At 68.2% G+C, this 19,645-nt stretch carries 20 protein-coding genes; 10 read left to right on the top strand and 10 right to left on the bottom strand.

All coding sequences use genetic code 11. From position 1 onward, the window contains the following. Nucleotides 1-54: 54 nt before the first annotated feature. Nucleotides 55-348, bottom strand: coding sequence for a hypothetical protein (locus BUR28_RS03140; protein WP_074218795.1), 294 nt, complete (start codon nucleotides 346-348; stop codon nucleotides 55-57). A gap of 104 nt (nucleotides 349-452) precedes the next feature. Beyond that, nucleotides 453-2,000 (bottom strand): hypothetical protein, encoded by a 1,548-nt coding sequence (locus tag BUR28_RS03135; RefSeq protein WP_139307472.1) that lies wholly within the window; start codon nucleotides 1,998-2,000, stop codon nucleotides 453-455. Between the two features lie 141 nt (nucleotides 2,001-2,141). Here BUR28_RS03135 and BUR28_RS03130 point away from each other — a divergent pair, with 141 nt between their 5' ends. From BUR28_RS03130 to BUR28_RS03120, 3 genes are read left to right on the top strand one after another with little or no spacing between them, the layout of a single operon-like run. Then, nucleotides 2,142-3,146 carry a C4-dicarboxylate TRAP transporter substrate-binding protein gene (locus BUR28_RS03130; protein WP_074218793.1) on the top strand — a complete coding sequence of 335 codons (1,005 nt, stop codon included), beginning with the start codon at nucleotides 2,142-2,144 and terminating at the stop codon, nucleotides 3,144-3,146. Nucleotides 3,147-3,203: 57 nt separating this feature from the next. After that, nucleotides 3,204-3,836 (top strand): TRAP transporter small permease, encoded by a 633-nt coding sequence (locus tag BUR28_RS03125; protein ID WP_074218792.1) that lies wholly within the window; start codon nucleotides 3,204-3,206, stop codon nucleotides 3,834-3,836. A 10-nt stretch (nucleotides 3,837-3,846) separates the two neighbouring features. Continuing rightward, nucleotides 3,847-5,247, top strand: a complete 1,401-nt coding sequence (locus tag BUR28_RS03120; protein ID WP_074218791.1) for a TRAP transporter large permease — start codon at nucleotides 3,847-3,849, stop codon at nucleotides 5,245-5,247. Nucleotides 5,248-5,327: 80 nt separating this feature from the next. Here the strand turns inward: BUR28_RS03120 and BUR28_RS03115 are convergent, their stop codons facing one another. The 4 genes from BUR28_RS03115 to BUR28_RS19815 all read right to left on the bottom strand — a co-directional run bounded on the left by BUR28_RS03115 (nucleotide 5,328) and on the right by BUR28_RS19815 (nucleotide 7,915). Then, a complete protein-coding gene (locus tag BUR28_RS03115) occupies nucleotides 5,328-5,567 on the bottom strand; it encodes an FmdB family zinc ribbon protein (RefSeq protein ID WP_074218790.1) in 240 nt (79 codons plus the stop codon). Nucleotides 5,568-5,860: 293 nt separating this feature from the next. Beyond that, nucleotides 5,861-7,390 (bottom strand): hypothetical protein, encoded by a 1,530-nt coding sequence (locus tag BUR28_RS03110; RefSeq protein ID WP_139307471.1) that lies wholly within the window; start codon nucleotides 7,388-7,390, stop codon nucleotides 5,861-5,863. Nucleotides 7,391-7,446: 56 nt separating this feature from the next. Beyond that, complete coding sequence (locus BUR28_RS19820) at nucleotides 7,447-7,617, bottom strand: hypothetical protein (RefSeq protein WP_175566880.1); 171 nt, start codon at nucleotides 7,615-7,617, stop codon at nucleotides 7,447-7,449. Nucleotides 7,618-7,678: 61 nt separating this feature from the next. Beyond that, nucleotides 7,679-7,915 carry a hypothetical protein gene (locus BUR28_RS19815; RefSeq protein ID WP_175566879.1) on the bottom strand — a complete coding sequence of 79 codons (237 nt, stop codon included), beginning with the start codon at nucleotides 7,913-7,915 and terminating at the stop codon, nucleotides 7,679-7,681. An 829-nt stretch (nucleotides 7,916-8,744) separates the two neighbouring features. Between BUR28_RS19815 and BUR28_RS03100 the strand changes: the two genes are divergently transcribed. The 5 genes from BUR28_RS03100 (at nucleotide 8,745) to BUR28_RS03080 (ending at nucleotide 12,532) form a co-directional block, all read left to right on the top strand. After that, nucleotides 8,745-9,476 carry a family 1 glycosylhydrolase gene (locus BUR28_RS03100; protein WP_074218787.1) on the top strand — a complete coding sequence of 244 codons (732 nt, stop codon included), beginning with the start codon at nucleotides 8,745-8,747 and terminating at the stop codon, nucleotides 9,474-9,476. Beyond that, nucleotides 9,473-10,414 carry a glucokinase gene (locus BUR28_RS03095; RefSeq protein ID WP_074218786.1) on the top strand — a complete coding sequence of 314 codons (942 nt, stop codon included), beginning with the start codon at nucleotides 9,473-9,475 and terminating at the stop codon, nucleotides 10,412-10,414. The genes BUR28_RS03100 and BUR28_RS03095 overlap by 4 nt, the downstream gene beginning before the upstream one ends. Before the next feature lie 76 nt (nucleotides 10,415-10,490). Next, entirely contained in the window at nucleotides 10,491-11,594 is a 1,104-nt protein-coding gene (gene mtnA / locus BUR28_RS03090) for an S-methyl-5-thioribose-1-phosphate isomerase (protein ID WP_074218785.1), read from the top strand. Between the two features lie 14 nt (nucleotides 11,595-11,608). Next, nucleotides 11,609-11,860 (top strand): hypothetical protein, encoded by a 252-nt coding sequence (locus tag BUR28_RS03085; RefSeq protein WP_074218784.1) that lies wholly within the window; start codon nucleotides 11,609-11,611, stop codon nucleotides 11,858-11,860. A 96-nt stretch (nucleotides 11,861-11,956) separates the two neighbouring features. Beyond that, complete coding sequence (locus tag BUR28_RS03080; RefSeq protein WP_074218783.1) at nucleotides 11,957-12,532, top strand: L,D-transpeptidase; 576 nt, start codon at nucleotides 11,957-11,959, stop codon at nucleotides 12,530-12,532. Between the two features lie 65 nt (nucleotides 12,533-12,597). Here BUR28_RS03080 and BUR28_RS03075 read toward each other — a convergent pair whose 3' ends face one another. Continuing rightward, complete coding sequence (locus tag BUR28_RS03075; protein ID WP_254813675.1) at nucleotides 12,598-13,368, bottom strand: phosphoadenylyl-sulfate reductase; 771 nt, start codon at nucleotides 13,366-13,368, stop codon at nucleotides 12,598-12,600. A 154-nt stretch (nucleotides 13,369-13,522) separates the two neighbouring features. On the opposite strand from BUR28_RS03075, the gene ppk2 reads away from it, so the two are divergent. Then, a complete protein-coding gene (gene ppk2 / locus BUR28_RS03070) occupies nucleotides 13,523-14,446 on the top strand; it encodes a polyphosphate kinase 2 (RefSeq protein WP_074218781.1) in 924 nt (307 codons plus the stop codon). Here the strand turns inward: ppk2 and BUR28_RS03065 are convergent. From BUR28_RS03065 to BUR28_RS03055, 3 genes are read right to left on the bottom strand one after another with little or no spacing between them, the layout of a single operon-like run. Further along, on the bottom strand, nucleotides 14,440-15,660 hold the full coding sequence (locus BUR28_RS03065; protein ID WP_074218780.1) for an efflux RND transporter periplasmic adaptor subunit: 1,221 nt from the start codon (nucleotides 15,658-15,660) through the stop codon (nucleotides 14,440-14,442). The genes ppk2 and BUR28_RS03065 overlap by 7 nt on opposite strands. A gap of 4 nt (nucleotides 15,661-15,664) precedes the next feature. Beyond that, on the bottom strand, nucleotides 15,665-18,028 hold the full coding sequence (locus tag BUR28_RS03060) for an ABC transporter permease (protein ID WP_074218779.1): 2,364 nt from the start codon (nucleotides 18,026-18,028) through the stop codon (nucleotides 15,665-15,667). A 5-nt stretch (nucleotides 18,029-18,033) separates the two neighbouring features. Continuing rightward, nucleotides 18,034-18,741: an ABC transporter ATP-binding protein gene (locus BUR28_RS03055; RefSeq protein WP_074218778.1), complete on the bottom strand. Its 708-nt coding sequence runs from the start codon at nucleotides 18,739-18,741 to the stop codon at nucleotides 18,034-18,036. Nucleotides 18,742-18,858: 117 nt separating this feature from the next. On the opposite strand from BUR28_RS03055, the gene BUR28_RS03050 reads away from it, so the two are divergent. Further along, on the top strand, nucleotides 18,859-19,638 hold the full coding sequence (locus tag BUR28_RS03050) for an HAD-IIB family hydrolase (RefSeq protein ID WP_074218777.1): 780 nt from the start codon (nucleotides 18,859-18,861) through the stop codon (nucleotides 19,636-19,638). Nucleotides 19,639-19,645 lie beyond the last annotated feature (7 nt).

Here is a 19,645-nt window from a genome sequence, read left to right as displayed (position 1 = left end):
GTCCTTCGGCGGGCGGCTCTGACCCCTGTCCGCTGACCGCGTCCGGGGCCGCCCTCAGCCGCCGATCTGCGCGCCGAACGCGTCGACAACAATCGACCGCGTCTGCCCGCATTTGCGTTCGGCCAGGAACCTCAGCCTCTTGTTTTTCATGCCTTCCCCCGTTTCAGAGGCGTGGGCGATCCCTTTCAGCGCCGCGAAATCGCGCTGCGACAGCGCCGCGATACAGCTTTCGGACACCCCCGCGAGTTCCAGCGAGCGCGTCACCTGCACCTCCAGCTGCGACGAACCGCTTTGCGCGACGCAGCCGGCCAATCCGGCAACCAGGACAAGCGGGATCAGGCGGGACATGGACAACCTCCGTCGGTTAAGGCGCGACTCTCATGGCGTTGCGCACCCTAACCACGATGCGACGCCGGGGTCCAATCATCCCGGCGTGACGGCGCGGAGGCCGGTCACAGCGCCCCGACCGGAACGGCCGCGATCCAGTGCAGGAGGTCGAAATACCGGCCAAGGACCGCCATCACGAAGCCGCCGCTGAACGCCCAGATCCCCCAGAGCGCGGCGCCCAGCAGAAGCAGGGGAAGCGTCCAGACCAGCCCAAGAAAAAAGGCGGCGGGCACCGCGTAGAGCGGCGCGTCGGGCGCGCGGTCGATCAGGCGGGCGACGGGGCGACGGAACGCGCGCGGCCAGACACCCTGAAGGCCGAGCAGGCTGATCAGGAAATGCAGCGCGGTGGGCAGGATGGTCGAGAACAGCATCAGGTAGAGCCAGACATAGGCGCCGGGCGTCTCGCGCACGCCCGCGAATAGCGCCCCGAGATCGAGCAGCGGAACGCCGGCCAGCCGGTTCAGCTCGTGGATCGCGGCGACCAGCGCTACGCCGAGGCCGAGGAACAGGACGCAAGCGATCAGGAGGTCGAGCAGACCCCAGACAAACGGCCACCGCGCCCGCAACCCCCGGCGCAACAGCGACAGCGTGACGGCGTAGGACAGGACGTCGAAGAGGGCGTTGAGCAGCGGGAAGACGGCGAGGAACAGGAATAGGCTGCGATACTTCTCCGATAAGCAGGAAATCTCGGGAACTGCTGCCAAATAGACAACAACAAATGCCAACAGAACGGTTACACACCAGCGCGCGAACCGACGACTAGCCAAAGTTTCTGAGGCAAAGCCTGCCACAGCAACCAGTAATAGCGCCGGAATTGCTGCGAATGACTTGAGCTCGACGGTGAAAAAACCGAGAAGGAAGAGGAAAACAAATGACACGCCCCAGGCCCCACCGGAGTTTACGGAGAGCCCAACCATAAATGCGACAAGCAGGGCGGACACTTTGACCCATGCTCCAACGGCGTCGCCAACACTTGTTACAAAAACCAAGCCTGCGAAGAGTAATCCTAGAATGAGCAGCGAAATCGCGCGCTTTCGACCCAAACGACGAACCTGTTTTGTGAGCATTGACCGCGGCAATAATGTGAGGGACAGAATAGCAAACGGGACAAGTGCACCGATCCGGTCGGGCCAGAGGCTTGCACGGGGCAACACCAAAGCGCTACCCACCCGCCCCTCGACCCCGGTCACGAGCCATTGCCCGAGCAGCAGGAGCAGCGGATAGGCCACCGCGATCAGAAGGGCCTTGTCATAAAGCCGCCAAGTCAGTGCGGCGCGGAAGAGGGTCGGCCAGCCGTCGCGGTCGCTGGCCTCGTCGCAAAGCCGCCGCCAGACCCACATCACGTTGCGCCGCGTCAGCGTGGTGTAGATCTGGGTGTAGCTCGACTTCCTGAGAGTCCCCGCGAGAAACGCCCGGCTCGGCCCGTCCGACAGCCCCAGTATCGCGAAGAGCCAGAGTGACGCCGCTCCGCCCCCGGCCGCCCAGACAAACCAAGGCGGCCGGAAAGCGAACAGTCCCGCCATCACAGCACCGCCCGTCACCACGCCCCAGATCGCGAGGTTGTGGCCGATATGGCCGTCGCTGCCGCCCCTGACGCCGTCCTGCCCGCTCACGTCGCTGCCCTCGCTCGTCCGCAGCAAGAGTGGCGCAGCCGGGCGCAGGGCGGAAGCCCCGAGGTGGGAAATTTTCCCTTGCCGCCCTGACCCGTGCCGTTACTCTCTGCCGCCAATGAAGAACACTGGGAGGACACGTCCATGAAACCGCTGACCGGCGCGGCCGTAGCCGCGAGCATCACCTTCGCCTTCGCCAGCGAGGCGCTGGCAACCGAGTGGAACGTTTCGCTCTGGGGCAAGCGCCGCGCCTTCACCGAGCATGTCGAAAAGCTGGCGGAACTCGTCGGCGAGAAGACCGACGGCGCGTTCACGCTGAACATCTCCTATGGCGGGCTCTCGAAGAATACCGAGAACCTCGACGGCATTTCCATCGGCGCCTTCGAGATGGCGCAGTTCTGCGCGGGCTATCACCGCGACAAGAACCCCACGATCACCGTGCTGGAGCTACCCTTTCTCGGCGTCGAAAGCCTGGAGCAGGAGCGCGAGCTTTCGATGGCGCTCTACGATCACCCGGCGGTTGTGGAGGACCTGGCGCGCTGGAACGCGACGCTCGTGATGCCCTCGCCGCTGCCGCAGTACAATTTCGTCGGCGTGGGCGAGGTGCCCCACAGCCTGGACGATTTTCAGGGCCTGCCGGTCCGCGCCACCGGCGGGATCGGCGCGGCGATGGAAATGATCGGCGCGGTGCCGACCTCGATGTCGGCGACCGAGGTGCGCCAGGCGCTGGATTCCGGCGTGGTCAAGGCGGTGTCCTTCGCGCCACACGCCCACATGTCCTTCGGCACGATCGAAACCGGCACCTGGTGGACGACGAATATGAACCCCGGTACGGTGAACTGCCCCGTCGTGGTCAACACCGACGCGCTGGACGCGTTGCCCGATGACCACCGCGAGGCGCTGATGGGGTCGGTGGACGAGGCGCTGGACCACTACATCGACTACTACAACAACCAGACGATGGCGAAGTGGGGGCCGGCGCTGGACGAGCGCGGGATCGAGCGGGTGACCTACACGACCGAGGAACTCGCCGCCTTCAAGTCCGCCGCCGCCGACCCCGCCACGCAAGCCTGGCTCGAGGAGATGAGCGCCCGCGGCCTGCCCGCGCAGGACCTCTACGACTTCGTCACCGGCAAGCTCGGTCAGTGACGCCCGGCGCCGCGCCCGCCGGGCGGGCGCGGCAATTTCCGTTCCCGGAGACCGCTCATGGCCGGCTATGCCCCGGTGTTGGAGGATGACAGCAGGCTCAGCCGCCTCGACCGCGTGCTTTACCGCGTCGAGCGCGTGCTGGCGTTCCTGTCCGGGCTGGCGGTCTTCGGCTTGATGGTATTGGCGGTGCTTTCGGTTGGCGGACGCAATTTCCTGAACCAGCCACTGCCGGGCTATGTCGACTGGATTCAGCAGGCGATGCCGCTGATCGCCTTCATGGGTATCGCGTATACCCAGCGCGATGGAGGCCATATCCGCATGGACGTGCTGATCGGGCTCCTGCGGGGCCGCCTACTCTGGGCGGCGGAATTCCTGACCACGCTGGCAATGTTGGTGCTGATGGTGCTGCTTGTCTGGGGCACCTGGGCGCATTTCGAACGCAGCTTCGATTTCGCGGCGCCGATGTGGAGCCGGGACTCCAGCTTCGACATCAACTTGCCGCTCTGGCCGGCGAAGCTGCTGGCCCCCATCGCCTTCGCGGTGCTGTGCCTGAGGCTCTGCCTGCAACTCTGGGGCTATGGCCGGGGCTTCCTTCTGGGGCTCGTGGAACCCGTCGCCGTGCCGCTGACGCAATCGGCAGCCGAGCAGGCCGCCGCCGAGGCCGAGCATGTCTCGGGCGCGGACGGCTGAGGGGCGGGGGATGGAACCTATCGATATCGGCATCTGGGTGACCGCGGGGCTCTTCGCGCTGGTCGTTCTGGGCATGCGCGTCGCCTTCGCCGCGGCGCTGGCGGGGGTCGTCGGGCTGATCTGGATCTTCTGGTCCAAGAAGGGCTATGCAGGCGACGAGTTCTTCTGGGCTCTGACCGTCGCGGTGAAGACCGCCGGACAGGTGCCCCACTCGAAGGTGGCGAGCCAGGCCCTCTCGCTGATCCCGACCTTCATCCTGATCGGCTATCTCGCCTACTACGCGGGGCTTACCCGGGCGCTCTTCGAGGCCGCGAAACGCTGGATCGCCTGGTTGCCCGGCGGCCTCGCGGTCTCGACCGTCTTCGCCACCGCGGGCTTCGCCGCCGTCTCGGGGGCCTCGGTCGCCACGGCGGCCGTCTTCGCCCGCATCGCGATCCCCGAGATGCTGAAGATCGGCTACGACAAGCGGTTCGCCGCAGGGGTGGTGGCCGCCGGCGGTACGCTCGCAAGTCTGATCCCGCCCTCGGCGATTCTGGTGATCTACGCGATCATCGTGGAACAGGACGTGGGCAAGCTGCTGCTGGCAGGCTTCATCCCCGGCGTGGTCTCGGCCTGCATCTACGGCCTTCTGATCGTGGGGCTGGCGCTGACGCTCAAGAATTTCGGCCCGCCGGTGCGGGGCTTCACCTGGGGCGAGCGGTTCCGCGCCCTACCGCCCGCGCTGCCCATCGTCTTCGTCGTCGTGACGATCATCTTCTTCGTCTACAACCCGTTCGGCGGCGACGCCTGGGGTACGCCCACCGAGGGCGGCGCCATCGGTGCCTTCGTGGTGTTCCTTATGGCGCTCGCGCGGGGCATGCGCTGGCCGCAGTTCAAGGACGCGCTGCTGGAAACCGCGCGGCTGTCGGTGATGATATTCACGATCATCTGGGGCGTGCTGATCTATGTGCGCTTTCTCGGCTTCGCCGACCTGCCGGGCGCCTTCTCGGACTGGATCACATCGCTTCACTATTCGCCGATGCTGATCCTTGTCTGCATCCTGCTCGCATATGCCGTGCTCGGCATGTTCATGGACGCGATCGGAATGCTGCTGCTCACGCTGCCGGTGGTCTACCCAGCTGTGATGGCCCTGAACGGGGGCGAGTTCGTATCGCCCGAGGACAGCGCCTTCGGCATGTCGGGGCCGATGTGCGCGATATGGTTCGGTATCCTCGTGGTTAAGATGGCCGAGTTCTGCCTGATCACGCCGCCCATCGGACTTAACTGTTTCGTAGTGGCGGGCGTGCGCGACGATCTGACAGTTCAGGACGTCTTCAAAGGCGTGACACCGTTCTTCATCGCAGACGCGATCACCATCGCCACGCTGATCGCCCTGCCGGGGATCGTGCTCTGGCTGCCAGGCCAGGCCTGACAGAGACCGATCATCTCGCCTTCCGACACACACAACCAAGGGCGCGCGGCGACCGGAGCACCGCCTTCGGCCGATGTCGACTAGGACTTGAGCTTGGCCTTCGCCGCCCGCGAGTAATTGCTGAAATGGCCTTCCTTTGCCGCCTGCCGCCGCGCGCCGGCAATCAGTTCACAGCTCTTGCCCGGCGCCGCGACGCGCGAGACCATGCGCTCCACCCCGGTGCCGCCACAGGACGGGCAGGCCGGCGGTGCCTCGCCCAGGCGCATGAGCTTTTCAAAGCCGGCGTCGCAGGTGGGGCAAAGAAAGGCATAAAACGGCATGGCGGGTTCCTCTGCGTGGCCGCAAGGAACCTTCTGCTCGGGACTCCGGCCCGGTCAACCACCGACACGGCCCGGCCACGGCCGACTGCGGACCATGCCTGCGCGAGGGGCACCGGACAACGCCCCTGCCCAAAAGCGCGCCGGTTCCCGTTCACAAAATCGACATGGCGCGACACGGCCGAGGGCACCAGGGGCCGGTGGATCGGGGCGGCCTCCACGGCAAGGCCCGTGCAGCCTGACTGCGCCATCGCGCGCGCCCGGTCTGCGTCCGAATGGGGCGCGAGGCCGCCGGGTCACGCCCCGCTCAGCCAGACCTCGATCGTCCCGCTCGGCGGGCGCGGACGGTACTCGGTGAAATCGCGCAAGCGGGCACCGATCCTATCGGCAAGCATCAGTGCCGCGTCCCGGTCCTCGGGCCAGAAGACCCGCACCTGGTCCTCGGAAACACGGAAAGGCACGCCCTCCGGCGTCTTCAGCGACAGCCCCGTCTTCTCCAACGACGCGACCACCGCCCGGATGCGCACGTCGGCAACCCCCTGCTCGAAGAAGACCAGCGCCCGGCCGACGGGCGGGACCGTGGCGATCTCGGGCGAACCGGCGGACGCGGCTGCCGCCTCCGTCTCGCTGATCGCTGCGGGAGACGCCACGGGCCCGGCCCATTCCAGTGGTGGCGCCGGCAAGACCGCGCGCGCGGGCGGTGCGTCGGATGCAGCCTCGACGGACCCGGACTCCGCGCGCGCGACGGCGACACTTCCGATCCGCGGCGGGATGGCGGCGTCCGAGTCCAGCGGTGCGGGCGCGGTGCGGGTCGACGCCGGGGCATCGGGCCCGTCAGGTTCGGCCACATCAGACGCGGGCGGCGGCGTATCAGCGATTTTCCGGGCAAGCGGGGGTGCCGGCGGCAGTGCCGGCCCCGCAAGCCGTGGCGTCTCGGCCGCCACGGTCACGGCCGGGCGCGTTTCAGCGGCCAGAAGCGAAAGACCGACATACCCGCCCGCACCGCCCGCCACGAGAAGGAACAGAACGAAGGCCGTATCGGGCGACCGTTCCGCCGCGCGATGCCGGCGCCCGGCCCAAAGGCGATCAATGTGCAGCCCCCGGACAGTGGCGGCCAACCGACGGCCAAAGAGCGTGGCGGACGGCACGCGGTCGCCGACATGGCGCAGTACGGAGGTGGCGCCGCCGCCCGCGCGCTGCAGACGTGTCCAGGCCAAACCGGCGCGGAGCCGCACCTGCGCCGCTACCTCCGCGGCAAGGTTGCGCAGCCTCGCAACCGCGGCGCGCGTATCCTGCACCGCCTGCCCTACCATGCGGTGTGCGCCCTCCCACGCCCGCTGCATGCCGGGCGCGGTGCGACGGCGCTGGGGCGCGGGGGCCGCATCGGTTCGCGCCGCCTCGATGGCTGTCGCAAGCCGCGTGCCGGGCCGATCCGGCGCAGCCGCTCCGTCCAACGGAACCTCGTCTGACACACCGCGCGGGTGCTGCGGAGGCGGCGAACTGGCCGCGACCGGCGGGCCACATTCCGCGCGCCCACGCGCGCGCACGGCCCGCGCACGTGCCGCGAGCACGCGGGCGCGCTTCTCCCGCGCGATCTCGAGCTCCTTTTGCCAGTTCAAGCCGCGCAGCGCCGCAGCCATCTCCGGGTGCAGGTCCGACGACCCGGCTTCATTCCGAAGCCGCTCGTCGAGGTCGGGATCGTCCTGTTTCATGGGTTTGCCGTCGCCGCAGCACCGTTCGACATCAGACGATGTTAACGAAACTCGATGGTTTTCCACAGGTCCTTGTGGAAAACCGGCGCGAGACACCGCGCACCGCTTGCGCATTTGTCACACCGCAGGGGCGGCGCGAAAAGCCGTCGGCGACGCGATGGAGCTTGGGATCACGAACGATGGCCCGGCCGCTGACGATGCGCGCCCGACAGCGGCCAACAGACCCACCCATCCGCCACGACCCGGTCGGGCATTGCATGGAGTTCGGCGGTGCGGGCGGCGATCCGGGGGATCGTGGCCGGAACTGTCACCTTCAGCGTGTTGATGGAGGCCCGGTCCATCGCGTTGCAGCCCTGAACGCGGTAGTAGGTTTCGCGCGGAAACGGCCGTCGGGGTCAACCGTCAGCGCGCCGCCGCGTCGCAACTCCGCCGCCGCTCCCGGACCGAACGCGACCAGCCCCGGCGGTGTTCTCGGGGATGCGCTTGCGCGCCGCGTGCAGGATCACCATCAGGAAGCATGTGCGGTGACAGAATATGGATCAGGTCGACCGGGTTGTCGGCCCCAAGCGCGGCGCGGATCGCCTCGATCAGCCTGCTATTGACCTCGTTCGCACAGACAAGCTTCCAGATTAGCGACATGCCCCGGAGCAAATTGCCATCGGCATGAACACGATTGATATCGCGACATTGCTCCAGCGCACCCGGCAGATGACTTGCTCGACCCCAAGGCCGCAAAAGGTCCCCGCCGCCCCCCGCACCCACAGAACGTTGTCCAGCAGCGGCGTGCGGTACCCGCCATCGCCGCAGAGCGTTGCGTAATCTCCCAGGCCAATCAACTCATCTCCCGCCCGCTTGAACCGCGACCGCCAGAACGTGCCCACCACCGGCTAGACCACGTTGGCGCCGACCCCAATCAGGATCGGGACGAGCCCCTCAAGGAACGCTGGCATGCCCCGCGCCTACCGGAGCGGGTCCCACCGATCCTGCATGCCTGCGGCCACGCTCTCGGCGCCTTCGCCCGAGCTACGGGCGACCATGCCCTTTCAGAACGCATTTGCCCCGATCTCGACCGGCCTCAGATCGGCCCCCTTGCAACGCACGGTGATGGCGTTGGTCAGGTTTTTGCCCTGCGCGATCCAGACATCGTGCGCGATGGGCGTCTTGAGAATGTCGACAAGGCCCTTGGCGCCGGGCTGTCGCCCTTGATCGCCCGGAGTGTGCCCGCGTACAGGACCAGCGTGCCGCGGGCCTTACCGTCAAGTGCCGGGAAGGCGATGCAATCGGCGTCGCGCCCCACCCAGTTCCGTGCCCTCGGAAGGAAGGCGCGATAAAACCCGCCTGTCGGTCGTGCCGAATTTCGGCGGGAAGGCGAAGAGGCTCGCCGGGTTGTCCATCGAGCCGGGAAAAGGCGGGCCGGGCATGCAATCGCTCGCTTGACGTCGCGGCGGCGGCAAGAAACGCTGGAGCCATGGACCTCGCCCGGACCGATTTACCCGAGGGCTTCCTCTTCGGCACCACCCCGTCGGCCTACCTGGTCGAGGGACATGGCGCCGGTGGCGCAGGCCCCTGCGAGCGGGGCAGCGTCGCGGCAACGCAGGACAGTTGCGCCGGCGCTGCGGCCGGGGGCGTGGCCTGCGATCATTACCAAGAGTTCGAGGCGGACCTGGACCTCGTGGCCACCGCCAGGTTCGACCTCTACCGATTGTCCATCTCCTGGACGCGGGTCATGCCAGACCGGGCCGTGCCAAACCCCGATGTGCGCGGCCCGTTCATGCCCGCAGGCTGGCAGGACAACACGGGCACCATCGCCGCGTCGCCGGACCGGCTTGGCGTCAATTCCTACACGCACTACCGCGTGCCACCCGCGCGCGGGCCCTGGCCGGGCAACCGTGCGGTCCCGAGGCCCCGGCCCAAAACCGAGATGGGCTTGGAGATCGCGCCCGACCGGATGGTCGAGGGCGAGGAGCGGGACGACGACCGCATCGGTTGTCTGGCGACCCATCTCGATGCCGTGCAGGGTGCCATTGCGGCGGGCGTGCCGCTCCGGGGCTATGCGATCTGGTCGCTCATGGACGATTACCACTGGGTGTTCGGGTCTACCGGGCGCGTCGGCCGCGTCAACGTCGATCTCGGCACGCGCGCACGCACGCCGAAGGCGGCGTATCAACGGATGGCTCAGATCGTGCGGGGAAGCGCATGATCGCCCTGGTAGCCGATATCGGCGGCACCAACACGCGGGTGGCGCTGGCAGAGGACGCCCGGATCGTCGCCGACAGCGTCCGCCGGTTTCGCAATGCCGATCATGCCGGGCTCGCGGACGTGCTGACCGCCTTTCTCTCCGAGGCCGGCAGTCCCGAGATCGACGGCGCCTGCGCCGCGCTCGCCGGTCCCGTACGGGCCGGCCGCGGCCGGCTGACCAATCTAGACTGGATGGTGGAGGAGGCCGCCATCTCGCGGGTGACGGGCACGGCGAACGTCAAGCTCCTGAACGACCTGCAGGCGCAGGGCCACGCGCTCGACCACCTCGCCGAGGACGCGCTGGTCCCGTTGATGCCCGGCCACCGGACGCCGGGCGAGACGCGCCTGGTGATCGGGCTTGGCACGGGCGTGAACGTCACGGCCGTTCATCGCATCCGGGGCGGCACGCTTGTCACCGCCGCCGAGGCTGGGCACGTGGCGCTCCCCGTCCGCACGGAACATGACCTTGCGCTCGCCCGCTTCGCCGCGGGCGAGGACGACTTCGCCGCCGTCGAAGACGTTCTGGCGGGCCGCGGGCTCGAGACGCTTTTCGCATGGGTCACGACCGCGGCCGGCACGCCGCGCCGGAGGACGAGCCGGCAGGTCGTCAAGGCCGCATGCACCGACCCGGCCGCGGAAAAGGCCCTGCGGGCCTATGCGCGGATGCTGGGGATGGTTGCAGGCGACCTCGCGCTGCACCATCTCCCCTATGGCGGTATCTACCTGATCGGCGGACTGGCGCGCGCGGTCACGCCCCATCTCGCGCCATTTGGTTTCGCGGCAGCATTCCGCGCCAAGGGACGGTTCTCGGGCCTGATGGACGAGTTCGCGGTGGCCACAGTGACCGACGATTTCGCGGCACTTACAGGCTGCGCCGGATACCTGGCCGAGATGCCATGAGACGACGGACCGCCTTTCGCGCCCGGCACCCAAGGGTCAGAAAGGCGGCACCCCCAAGCAGAGGACGCGAAATTCCATGAAGATCGACGGAACCCATTACCGCTCCATCTGGCGCGAGGCGTCGGGCGCGGTGAAGATCATCGACCAGCGCTGGCTGCCGCATGAGCTTCGGATCGTAGAGCTTGCAAGCCGTGAGGATTTCGCCGATGCGATCCGCGACATGTGGGTGCGCGGCGCGCCGCTGATCGGGGCGACGGCGGCCTATGGCGTTGCGGTCCAGATGGCCGAGGATGCCTCCGACGCCGCGCTGTCCGAGACCTACAAGGCGCTGCACGCCACCCGGCCCACCGCGATCAACCTGCGCTGGGCGCTCGACGAGATGACGCGGCTCTTGAAACCGCTGACGCCCGGCGACCGCGCCGAGGCGGCGTTCCGGCGCGCCGCCGAGATCTGCGACGAGGATGTCGAGATCAACCGCCAGATCGGCCTGAACGGCCTGACGCTCATCCGCGCGATTGCCGAGCGCAAGGGCGGCGGCCGCGTCAACGTTCTGACCCATTGCAATGCCGGCTGGCTCGCCACCGTCGACTGGGGCACCGCCACCTCGCCGATCTACCACGCGGCCGAGGAAGGCATCGACATCCACGTCTTCGTTGACGAAACTCGACCGCGCAACCAGGGTGCACAACTCACCGCATGGGAACTCTTGCATCACGGCGTCAGCCACGACCTGATCGTGGACAACGCGGGCGGCCACCTGATGCAGCATGGCGAGGTCGACCTCGTGATCACCGGTACCGACCGCACCACCGCCAACGGCGACGTGTGCAACAAGATCGGCACCTATCTCAAGGCTTTGGCGGCGCAGGACAACGGCGTGCCGTTCTACGTCGCCCTGCCATCCCCTACCATCGACTGGACGGTGCGCGACGGGGTGAAGGAAATCCCGATCGAGGAGCGCGCCCAGGCCGAGGTCACCCGTGTCCAGGGACGTACCGCAGACGGCGCGATCGGCCATGTCCAGATCTCGCCCGACGGCACACCCGCGCGAAACCCCGCCTTCGATGTCACCCCGGCGCGGCTGGTCAGCGGCCTGGTCACCGAACGCGGCGTCGCCGAGGCCAGTGCCGAGGGGCTCGCCGCGCTTTTCCCGGATTTCGCGCCGAAAGCCGCGGGCTGACCCGGCCGCCCCCCGTGCCGTCGTCGCGCGACAAGCCGGGCCCGCGCGCGCGGATCGCCCGCGTGCTCGAGGCGGTGCGGCGGCGCGTGCCGCCGGGGCTGCGCAGCGTCGTGGGGGTGCTGTGCATCGCCGGCGGCCTCGTCGGATTCCTTCCGATCGTGGGATTCTGGATGCTCCCCCTGGGGGTCGCGCTGATCTGGCTCGACCTGCGCGGCCTCCTTCGCCGTTTCCGGCGCGAGGACAATGGCAACGGCAGCGACCGATAGGCCAAATCCTCGTGAGGCAGCGAGCTTCAGGCTTGCGTTGTCGCAAATCGCGGCTCATTTTTGTCTCAACATGTTGGCATTCAAGGAATTTCAAAGATGCACCGCAGAGCATTCCTGCTTCAGGGCTTGTGCGCCGGGCTGATCGCTGCCCCTGCCCTCGGCCAGACCGGCACCAACGACGGCGCGGGGGAAAACCCGCTCGCCGCAAGGATGGTGCGCGTGAAGGGTGTGCCACCCGGCGAAATCCACGTCGTCCCGCGCGACTTCGCGCTCTACTGGACACTGCACGACGACGACCGCGGCCGGGCGATACGTTATCGCGTGGCCATCGGCCGCGACGGGCTGTACGAGCCCGGCAGTTTCGTCATCGGTGCAAAGAAGGAATGGCCCTCGTGGCGGCCGACCGACGAGATGATCGAGCGCGAACCCGAAAGATACAAGAAATACGAGGACGGCATGCCCGGCGGCCCGGACAACCCCCTCGGCGCGCGCGCGCTGTACCTTTTCACGGCGAACGGAGGCGACAGCATGCTGCGCATTCACGGCACGACGGACACCGGCAGCATCGGTCGCAGGGCGTCAAGCGGCTGCGTGCGGATGTTCAACTCACACGTGATCCATCTCTACGAACGGGTGCCGCTGGGAACGCGGGCGATCCTGCACCCCGCCTGACCCAGCGCCACCGGCCGGAAGCACCGCGAAGCGAACGCCATGACCGAGGCGACCGCGGCGTGCCGTCAACGCCGCTTGGCGCGCGCGAAGCGACCGTCGGGACCGAGGTGGATGCCGCATTCGGTCTTGTCAGGGTTGTCCGCCCAGCGTCCGGCGCGCAGATCCTCGCCGGGCTTCACAGGCCGGGTGCAGGGGGCGCAGCCGATCGAGGCGTAGCCCCTGTCGACCAGCGGGTGACGCGGCAGCGCATGGCGTTCGACATAGGCGGCGATCTGGTCCGGCGACCAGAACACCAGCGGATTGACCTTGATATGGCTGCCGTCGCGCTCCAGCGCCGGCAGAGCAGCGCGGGTCAAGCCCTGGTAGCGCTTGCGCCCGGAAATCCAGGCGTCGTAGCCTGCCAGCGCGTCGGCCAGCGGGAAAGTCTTGCGCAGCGTGCAGCACATGTTCGGATCGCGGGCATGCAGCGTGCCGTCGGGGTCCTCCTCCGCGATCAGGGCCGCCTCGGGCCGGACGTTCACGAGGTTCAGGCCGAGCCGCGCGGTCAACAAGTCGCGATAGGCCAGCGTCTCGGGGAAATGGCATCCGGTCTCGATGAAGAGCACCGGCATGTCGGGAAAAAACCGCGTGACGTAGTGCAGCAGGACCACGCTTTCCGCCCCGAAGGACGATACCAGCGCCACCCGGCCGAGCCGCGGGTCGCCCAATAGCCCTTCCATGTTCACGTGATCGAGGTCGGGCAGGTAGGTCAGCTGCAACGACTCAAGCACGGGATCGGAACCGCCGGCCGGCCATTCGAGCCTTGGAGGCTGTTTCAGGGTGCCTTCGTCACGCATGGGCGGCGCATAGCATGGGGGAAGAGTCGGGCAAAGGGCGGGGTCAGGGGGCGGAACGCCGCGCGACCATGAAACGCGGGATTTAGGTCACATCTGACATGGCCCTGTCACACTTGCGTGCATGGGTGACGCCAACCCGTGCGCGCGAGGACCCATGACCGACTCCCCGGATCTCGAACAGCTTTACGACGACTGGGTGGCCTCGGAACTCGAGGACAACCTGATCGAGGATCTCGAGATCGACCTCGAGGACACCCTGCCGACGCTGGAGTTGAAGAAGCTCTACCGTTTCAAGCATCCCGACACGCTGCCGCGGCGGGTCTACATGCTGGAACTGCTGAAGCTGCAAGCCGATCTGATCAAGCTGCACGATTGGGTGGCAGCCACCAAGGCCAAGGTCGTGGTCCTGTTCGAGGGGCGAGATTCGGCCGGTAAGGGCGGCACGATCAAGCGGATCACCCAGCGGCTGAACCCGCGCGTGGCCCGCGTGGTCGCCCTGCCCGCGCCCTCCGGCCGCCAGAAGACGCAGTGGTATTTCCAGCGCTACGTGGAACACCTGCCCGCCGGCGGCGAGATGGTGCTGTTCGACCGGTCCTGGTACAACCGCGCGGGCGTGGAACGGGTGATGGGCTTCGCCACCGAGGACGAGGTCGAGCAGTTCTTCCAGGACGTGCCGGAGTTCGAGCGGATGCTGGTGCGCTCGGGCATCACGCTCATCAAGTACTGGTTCTCGATCACAGACGAGGAACAGCAGCTACGGTTCCTGATGCGCATCCACGACCCGCTGAAACAGTGGAAGCTCTCGCCGATGGACCTGCAATCCCGCATCCGCTGGGAGGATTACACCAAGGCCAAGGAGGACATGTTCGCGCGCACGAACATCCCGGAGGCGCCCTGGTTCATCGTCCCTGGCAACGACAAGCGGCGCGCGCGGCTGAATTGCATCGCGCATCTTCTGGACCAGGTCCCCCACGCGGACATCGAGCACGAGAAGGTCGAACTGCCCGACCGCGTCTTCAATCCCGATTACGAGCGCAAGGTGCTGCCCGACGAGTTGTACGTTCCGGCCCGCTACTGAAGCGTCTCGCGGTCGACCACGGCCACGCCGTCGGCCACCTTGTCGGAGGGGTGGGAGATGACGCGGGCGCCCGCCGCCAGCCCGTCCAGCACCTGGGCCGTGGTCTCGCCGCGGCGGCCGATTTTGACCGGCGCGAGGCTGGCGGTGCCGTCCGCGACGGTGAAGACCGCCCAGCCGCCGTCGCGGCGGAAGAGCGCCGAGAGCGGCACCTGCAGCGCGTCGCCGATTTCCCATTCGACGATCCGCAGGAACACCGAGAAGCCGTCGCCGAGCCCGGGACGGACCTCGGGCGGGCTGACGATGCCGAAGAGCGCGTCCACCCGCTGTTCCTCGATCCCGAGCGCCGAGACCTTGGTGCGCGCCACCGGCTCGATCCGCCTCAGCCGCGCCTCGAGCGTGCCCTCGCCGCCCCAGCGTTCGACCATGGCGTGATCGCCCTCCTCCAGCCGCACCGCGTCGGACGAGAGCAGGTCGGCCACGATCTCCAGGTTGTCGGGCCGTCCGACGGAGAGCAGCCGCGACCCGATGACGACGGGGCGTTCGGAGATCACGTCGACATCCAGCACCACGCCGTCGATGGGGGCGTGCAGTTCGACGCAGCACGCGCCGTTCAGCGAGCCCGGCCCGTCCTCGGCGGGCAGAATCAGCGCAGCGCGGGCCCGTTCGAGCGCGCTTTCGGCCATGTCGAGCCCCGAGGTAGCGGCGTCCCGCGCGGCCCGCGCGCTGGCAAGCTGCTGGGTCACGTCCTCAAGACGGGTGAAGGACGCCACCCCGCGTTCGACCAGGGTTTCCGCGCGCTCGTACTGGCTTTCGGCATAGGCGAGGTCTTCCTCGGCGCGGCGCAGCTCGCTTTCGGCCCGGGCGCGGGCGGCCTCGGATTCGCGCACCGCGGCCTCGGCCTGGACGCGCGAGCGGGTGTCGAGCAGTGCGGGCGCGGTGGGTTCGACGATGGCGACCACGGTTTGCCCCGCCGTCACGCGGTCGCCCACCTCGACGGGCGAGCGCTGCGCGGTGCCCGAGATCGGGGTGGCCACCTCGTAGATGTCGCGGATCCGGGTTTTGCCGTCGGCGTTCACGGTGACCTGCATCGGCGCGCGCGCCACCCTGTGCAGGTCGACGGGCACCGGGTCGGTCCGGAAGGCGGCGTAAAGAAGGCCGCCCAGCAGCGCCGCGCCGATCCCCGCCAGGATCACGTTCCGTGCCGAAAGCATCATGCGCTCACTCCCGTGTCTTCATCACCGCCACAAGGTCGAGGCCGTCCAGCCGCCGCCGCACGACCAGCACCGCGACCAGGCTTGCCGCCAGCACCACCAGGCTCGCCCGCGCGAAGGTGGCCGGGGTCAGCACCAGCGGGATCGCGTAGAGGTCGGAGGTGAACCCTTCCGTCGAACTCCACGCGATGGCCCAGCCGAGAAGCCAGCCCACCGGCTGCGCGGCCAGCGCCAAGAGCATCGTCTCGCCCACCAGGATCGACGAGACCTCGGCCCGGGTGAAGCCGAGGATCCTCAGGCTCGCCAGTTCCCGCGCCCGTTCCGACAGCAGCACCCGCGCGCCGTTATAGACCACGCCCACGGTGATCAGCACCGCGATGGTGGCATAGATCGTGGTCATCACGATCACGTTCTGGCCGATGGTCTCCTGGAACGCAGCGCGGTTCTCGGTCATCATGATCGTGCCGGACAGCGCCGGGAGCTCCTTCAGCCGCCGGTGCAGGGCCGTTTCCCCTGCGGGGTCCAGCATCACGTCGGCGGTGGAGATCTGCGGCGCCTGCCGGAACAGCGCGTTGACGCCGTCGAAATCCATGTAGGCGCCGAGGCCGAAGAACTGCGGCACGACGCCCGAGACCGGCAGCATATGGGTCTCGCGCTTGTTGCCGAGGAATTCCGCCTCGACCCGGTCCCCCACGCGCGCCGCAAGCCGCTCGGCCAGGCGTTCCGACAGCACGATGCTGCCCGGCGGCACGGTCACCCGCTTGCCATCGGCATCGACGGGCCGGGTCAGGTCGCTGCCCGGCCGGATCGCCTCGATGCTGATCTGCTTTTCCAGATGACCGTGGCGCAGCTTCGCGTTGAGATACATGTGCCCCTCGACGGCCATGACGCCGGGCAGGCGGCGCACCTCTTCCAGCGCGACAAGCGGCTGGTCCTCTTTGAAGAGCAGCATCGCGTCCTGCCGGTTGGTCTGGTAGAAGGCGCTGTCGATGATCCGGTCGAGCGCATCGTCGAAGAAGGTCGCGGCCACCATCACCGCGACCGCCAAGGCGAGCCCCAGCACCGTCAGCCCCGAACGCACCGGCCAGCGCAGGATGCCGCGCAGCACCATCACCGTGGGCTGCGAGAGGCGCAGCGCGGTCAGCATCCGGTCGAAGCCGCCTCGCGAATAGCGCGGCGGCGCGGGCGGGGCCATCGCGACGGCCGGCGAGAGCCGCGCCGCGGCGAGCGCGGCGCGCGCCGCCCCCAACCCCGCCGCACCCAGCGCGATGGTGGCGGAAATCGCGTAGACGTCGTAGGTGACGCGGTAGATCAGGTAGGGAAAGTCGAAATAGCCCGCGTAGAGCACCGCGAGTTCATGCGCGAGCCAGCTGCCCACCGCAAAGCCGATGGCGATTCCCGTCAGCGCGACCAACCCGGCGAGCATAAGGTAATGCAGGCAGACCTCGCGGTTGGAATAGCCCACCGCCTTCATCAGCCCGATCTCGCTGCGTTCCAGCGCGATGATCCGGCCGAGCACCATGTTCACCAGAAAGGCCGAGATCCCGAAGAAGACCGGCGGCAGCACAAGCGCGAGGTTCTTGAGCTGCGCAATCTCGGACTCGATGAAGCTGTTGGAGAGCTGGGTGTCGCGGCCATGCGCGCCGAAGCCGCCATAGGGCTCCAGAAGGTCGTCGAGCCGGTCGATCACCTGCGGCTCGCGCGCGTCGCGGGTCAGGTTGAGGCTGACCGAGTTGAACGCACCGGTCATGTCGAAGGCCGCCTCGGCGGCGCGGTCGGGCATCCAGAGAATGCCGAACCCCTCGTCGTCGGGTAGAAGCGCGCCCGGCCCGATGGTGTAGATGAACTCGGGCGAGAGCAGCGTGCCGGTGATCTTCAGCTCGCGCCTCTGGCCGTTGAGGTTGGCGTGGAAGCTGTCGCCCGGGCGGAAACCGTGCGCCTCGGCGAAGGGCGCGTTGACGGCGACCTCGTCCGTCGCCTGGGGGCGCGGCAACCGACCGGCGCGCAGCAGCGGACGATTGAGCGCCGGCAGCCCCGCATCGGGCAGCGAGATCACCCGGCCCACCGCGACCTCCTCGCGGCCGGGGATGTCGAGCGTGACATAGCCCACCACACGGGTCTCGATGCCGGCCACCCCCGGCACGAGCGCGATGGCCGCGACCAGCGTCTCGGGGGCCCGGCGCGCCTCGGCGAAGACATCGGCAAAGCGGTTGCGCTCGTAATAGGCGTCGCGGGTGGCCTCGAGCGCGCGGTACATCCCGAAGGAGGTGAGGAAGATCGCCACCCCGCAGGCCAGCACCAGCGCGATCGCCAGCGCCTGCGCCCAGAGGCGCCGGAAGTCGCGCAAGAGCTTGATGTCGAGCGCTTCCATCGCACTCACCAGGTGATCTCATGGGGCGCGAGGCGGGACTCGGGCTCCTCCACCGCGGTGATGCGCCCGTCCTGGAAGCGCACCACCCGGTGCGCCATCTTGCGGATCGCCGCGTTGTGGGTGATGACCACCGTCGAGGTCCCGAACCGGTCGTTGATGTCCTTCAGCGCTTCCAGCACCTGCACCCCGGTTTTCGAGTCGAGCGCCCCGGTGGGTTCGTCGCACAAGAGCACCTCGGGCCGCTTTGCGATCGCCCGCGCGATGGCCACGCGCTGCTGTTCTCCGCCCGACATCTCGGCCGGAAAATGGTCCAGCCTGTGCGACAGCCCCACCAGCCCCAGCGCCTCGGCCGGGTCCATCGGGTCGCGCGCCACGTCGGTCACCAGTTGCACGTTCTCGCGCGCACTCAGGCTGGGCACCAGGTTGTAGAACTGGAAGACGAATCCGACATGGTCGCGCCGGTAGCGCGTCAGCGCACGGTCCTTGAGCCGGGTGAGTTCGAGATCGCGGAACCAGACCCGGCCGGAACTCGCGCGGTCCAGCCCGCCGAGGATGTTCAGAAGCGTCGACTTGCCGCTGCCCGAGGGCCCGAGCAGCACCGCAAGCTCGCCGGCGAAAAGTTCTAGATCGACCTCGGCCAGCGCATGCACCTTTGCACCGCCGGTATCGTAGACCTTGGTGACGGTCTCGGTTCGAAAGATCGGACGGTCCATCGGGCGCCCCCTCGCCCGCCAATAAGGCACCGCCCCGTCCGGCTTTCAAGGGCCGGGGTGGCAACCGGCATCGCTTCGCGTAGGCTCGGCCCGAAACCACCACGACAGGTTTTGCGAATGAATCGCCCCCCGCTTCTGGTCTTTACCGATCTCGACGGCACGCTCCTCGACCACGAAACCTATTGCCACGCGCCCGCCGCCCCCGCGCTGGCGCGTCTGCGGGCCGCCGGAGTGCCGGTGATCCTCGCCTCATCCAAGACCGCGGCCGAGATCGCGCCCCTCCGGGCCGAGTTGGGGCTGTCGGACCATCCGGCCATCGTCGAGAACGGCGCGGGCGTGCTCGTCCCCGGCGCCGGGGCGCCCGCCGATCGCGGTCTCTATGACGACCTGCGCGCCGCACTGAACCGGCTGCCCGAGGGCCTGCGCTCAGGCTTCCGCGGCTTCGGCGATTGCGACATTGCCGAGATCGTCCGGCTCACCGGACTTCCAGAGGCCGACGCGGCCCTGGCCGCCCTGCGGCGCTTCTCGGAACCCGGCTTGTGGACATGCGATGCGGAGGGCAAGGCGTCCTTCCTCGCCGCGCTCGCCGAGCTGGGCGTCGTCGCGCGCGAGGGCGGGCGGTTCCTGACGCTGTCCTTCGGCGGAACCAAGGCCGAACGGATTGCGGAGATCGCAGGCCGCTATGGCGACCCCTTCACCGTCGCACTCGGCGACGCGCCCAACGATGTCGAGATGCTGGAACGGGCCGACCTTGGCATCGTCATCGCCAATCCGCACCGCTTGCCCCTCCCCCCGCTGCGCGGCGAAGAGGCGGGGCGCATCCTGCGGATCGCCGCACCCGGCCCTAAAGGTTGGAACGAAGCAATGGAACGCGTTATCAGGGAGTGCGGGCTCTGACTCGGGG

Source organism: Rhodovulum sp. ES.010 (assembly GCF_900142935.1).
GTDB lineage: Bacteria > Pseudomonadota > Alphaproteobacteria > Rhodobacterales > Rhodobacteraceae > Rhodovulum.
Note: the sequence above shows the minus strand (reverse complement) of the source record. Positions and strands in the feature narration are given on the sequence as shown.

Excerpts from the sequence above, each read along its gene's own strand:
- BUR28_RS03095 (WP_074218786.1), top strand. The coding sequence starts at position 9,473 with ATGATCGCCCTGGTAGCCGATATCGGCGGCACCAACACGCGGGTGGCG.
- BUR28_RS03060 (WP_074218779.1), bottom strand. The coding sequence starts at position 18,028 with ATGGAAGCGCTCGACATCAAGCTCTTGCGCGACTTCCGGCGCCTCTGG.
- BUR28_RS03100 (WP_074218787.1), top strand. The coding sequence starts at position 8,745 with ATGGACCTCGCCCGGACCGATTTACCCGAGGGCTTCCTCTTCGGCACC.
- BUR28_RS03110 (WP_139307471.1), bottom strand. The coding sequence starts at position 7,390 with ATGCGCAAGCGGTGCGCGGTGTCTCGCGCCGGTTTTCCACAAGGACCT.
- BUR28_RS03115 (WP_074218790.1), bottom strand. The coding sequence starts at position 5,567 with ATGCCGTTTTATGCCTTTCTTTGCCCCACCTGCGACGCCGGCTTTGAA.
- mtnA (WP_074218785.1), top strand. The coding sequence starts at position 10,491 with ATGAAGATCGACGGAACCCATTACCGCTCCATCTGGCGCGAGGCGTCG.
- BUR28_RS03065 (WP_074218780.1), bottom strand. The coding sequence starts at position 15,660 with ATGATGCTTTCGGCACGGAACGTGATCCTGGCGGGGATCGGCGCGGCG.
- BUR28_RS19820 (WP_175566880.1), bottom strand. The coding sequence starts at position 7,617 with ATGGACCGGGCCTCCATCAACACGCTGAAGGTGACAGTTCCGGCCACG.
- BUR28_RS03080 (WP_074218783.1), top strand. The coding sequence starts at position 11,957 with ATGCACCGCAGAGCATTCCTGCTTCAGGGCTTGTGCGCCGGGCTGATC.
- ppk2 (WP_074218781.1), top strand. The coding sequence starts at position 13,523 with ATGACCGACTCCCCGGATCTCGAACAGCTTTACGACGACTGGGTGGCC.
- BUR28_RS03140 (WP_074218795.1), bottom strand. The coding sequence starts at position 348 with ATGTCCCGCCTGATCCCGCTTGTCCTGGTTGCCGGATTGGCCGGCTGC.
- BUR28_RS03050 (WP_074218777.1), top strand. The coding sequence starts at position 18,859 with ATGAATCGCCCCCCGCTTCTGGTCTTTACCGATCTCGACGGCACGCTC.
- BUR28_RS19815 (WP_175566879.1), bottom strand. The coding sequence starts at position 7,915 with ATGTCGCTAATCTGGAAGCTTGTCTGTGCGAACGAGGTCAATAGCAGG.
- BUR28_RS03075 (WP_254813675.1), bottom strand. The coding sequence starts at position 13,368 with ATGCGTGACGAAGGCACCCTGAAACAGCCTCCAAGGCTCGAATGGCCG.
- BUR28_RS03055 (WP_074218778.1), bottom strand. The coding sequence starts at position 18,741 with ATGGACCGTCCGATCTTTCGAACCGAGACCGTCACCAAGGTCTACGAT.
- BUR28_RS03120 (WP_074218791.1), top strand. The coding sequence starts at position 3,847 with ATGGAACCTATCGATATCGGCATCTGGGTGACCGCGGGGCTCTTCGCG.
- BUR28_RS03130 (WP_074218793.1), top strand. The coding sequence starts at position 2,142 with ATGAAACCGCTGACCGGCGCGGCCGTAGCCGCGAGCATCACCTTCGCC.
- BUR28_RS03125 (WP_074218792.1), top strand. The coding sequence starts at position 3,204 with ATGGCCGGCTATGCCCCGGTGTTGGAGGATGACAGCAGGCTCAGCCGC.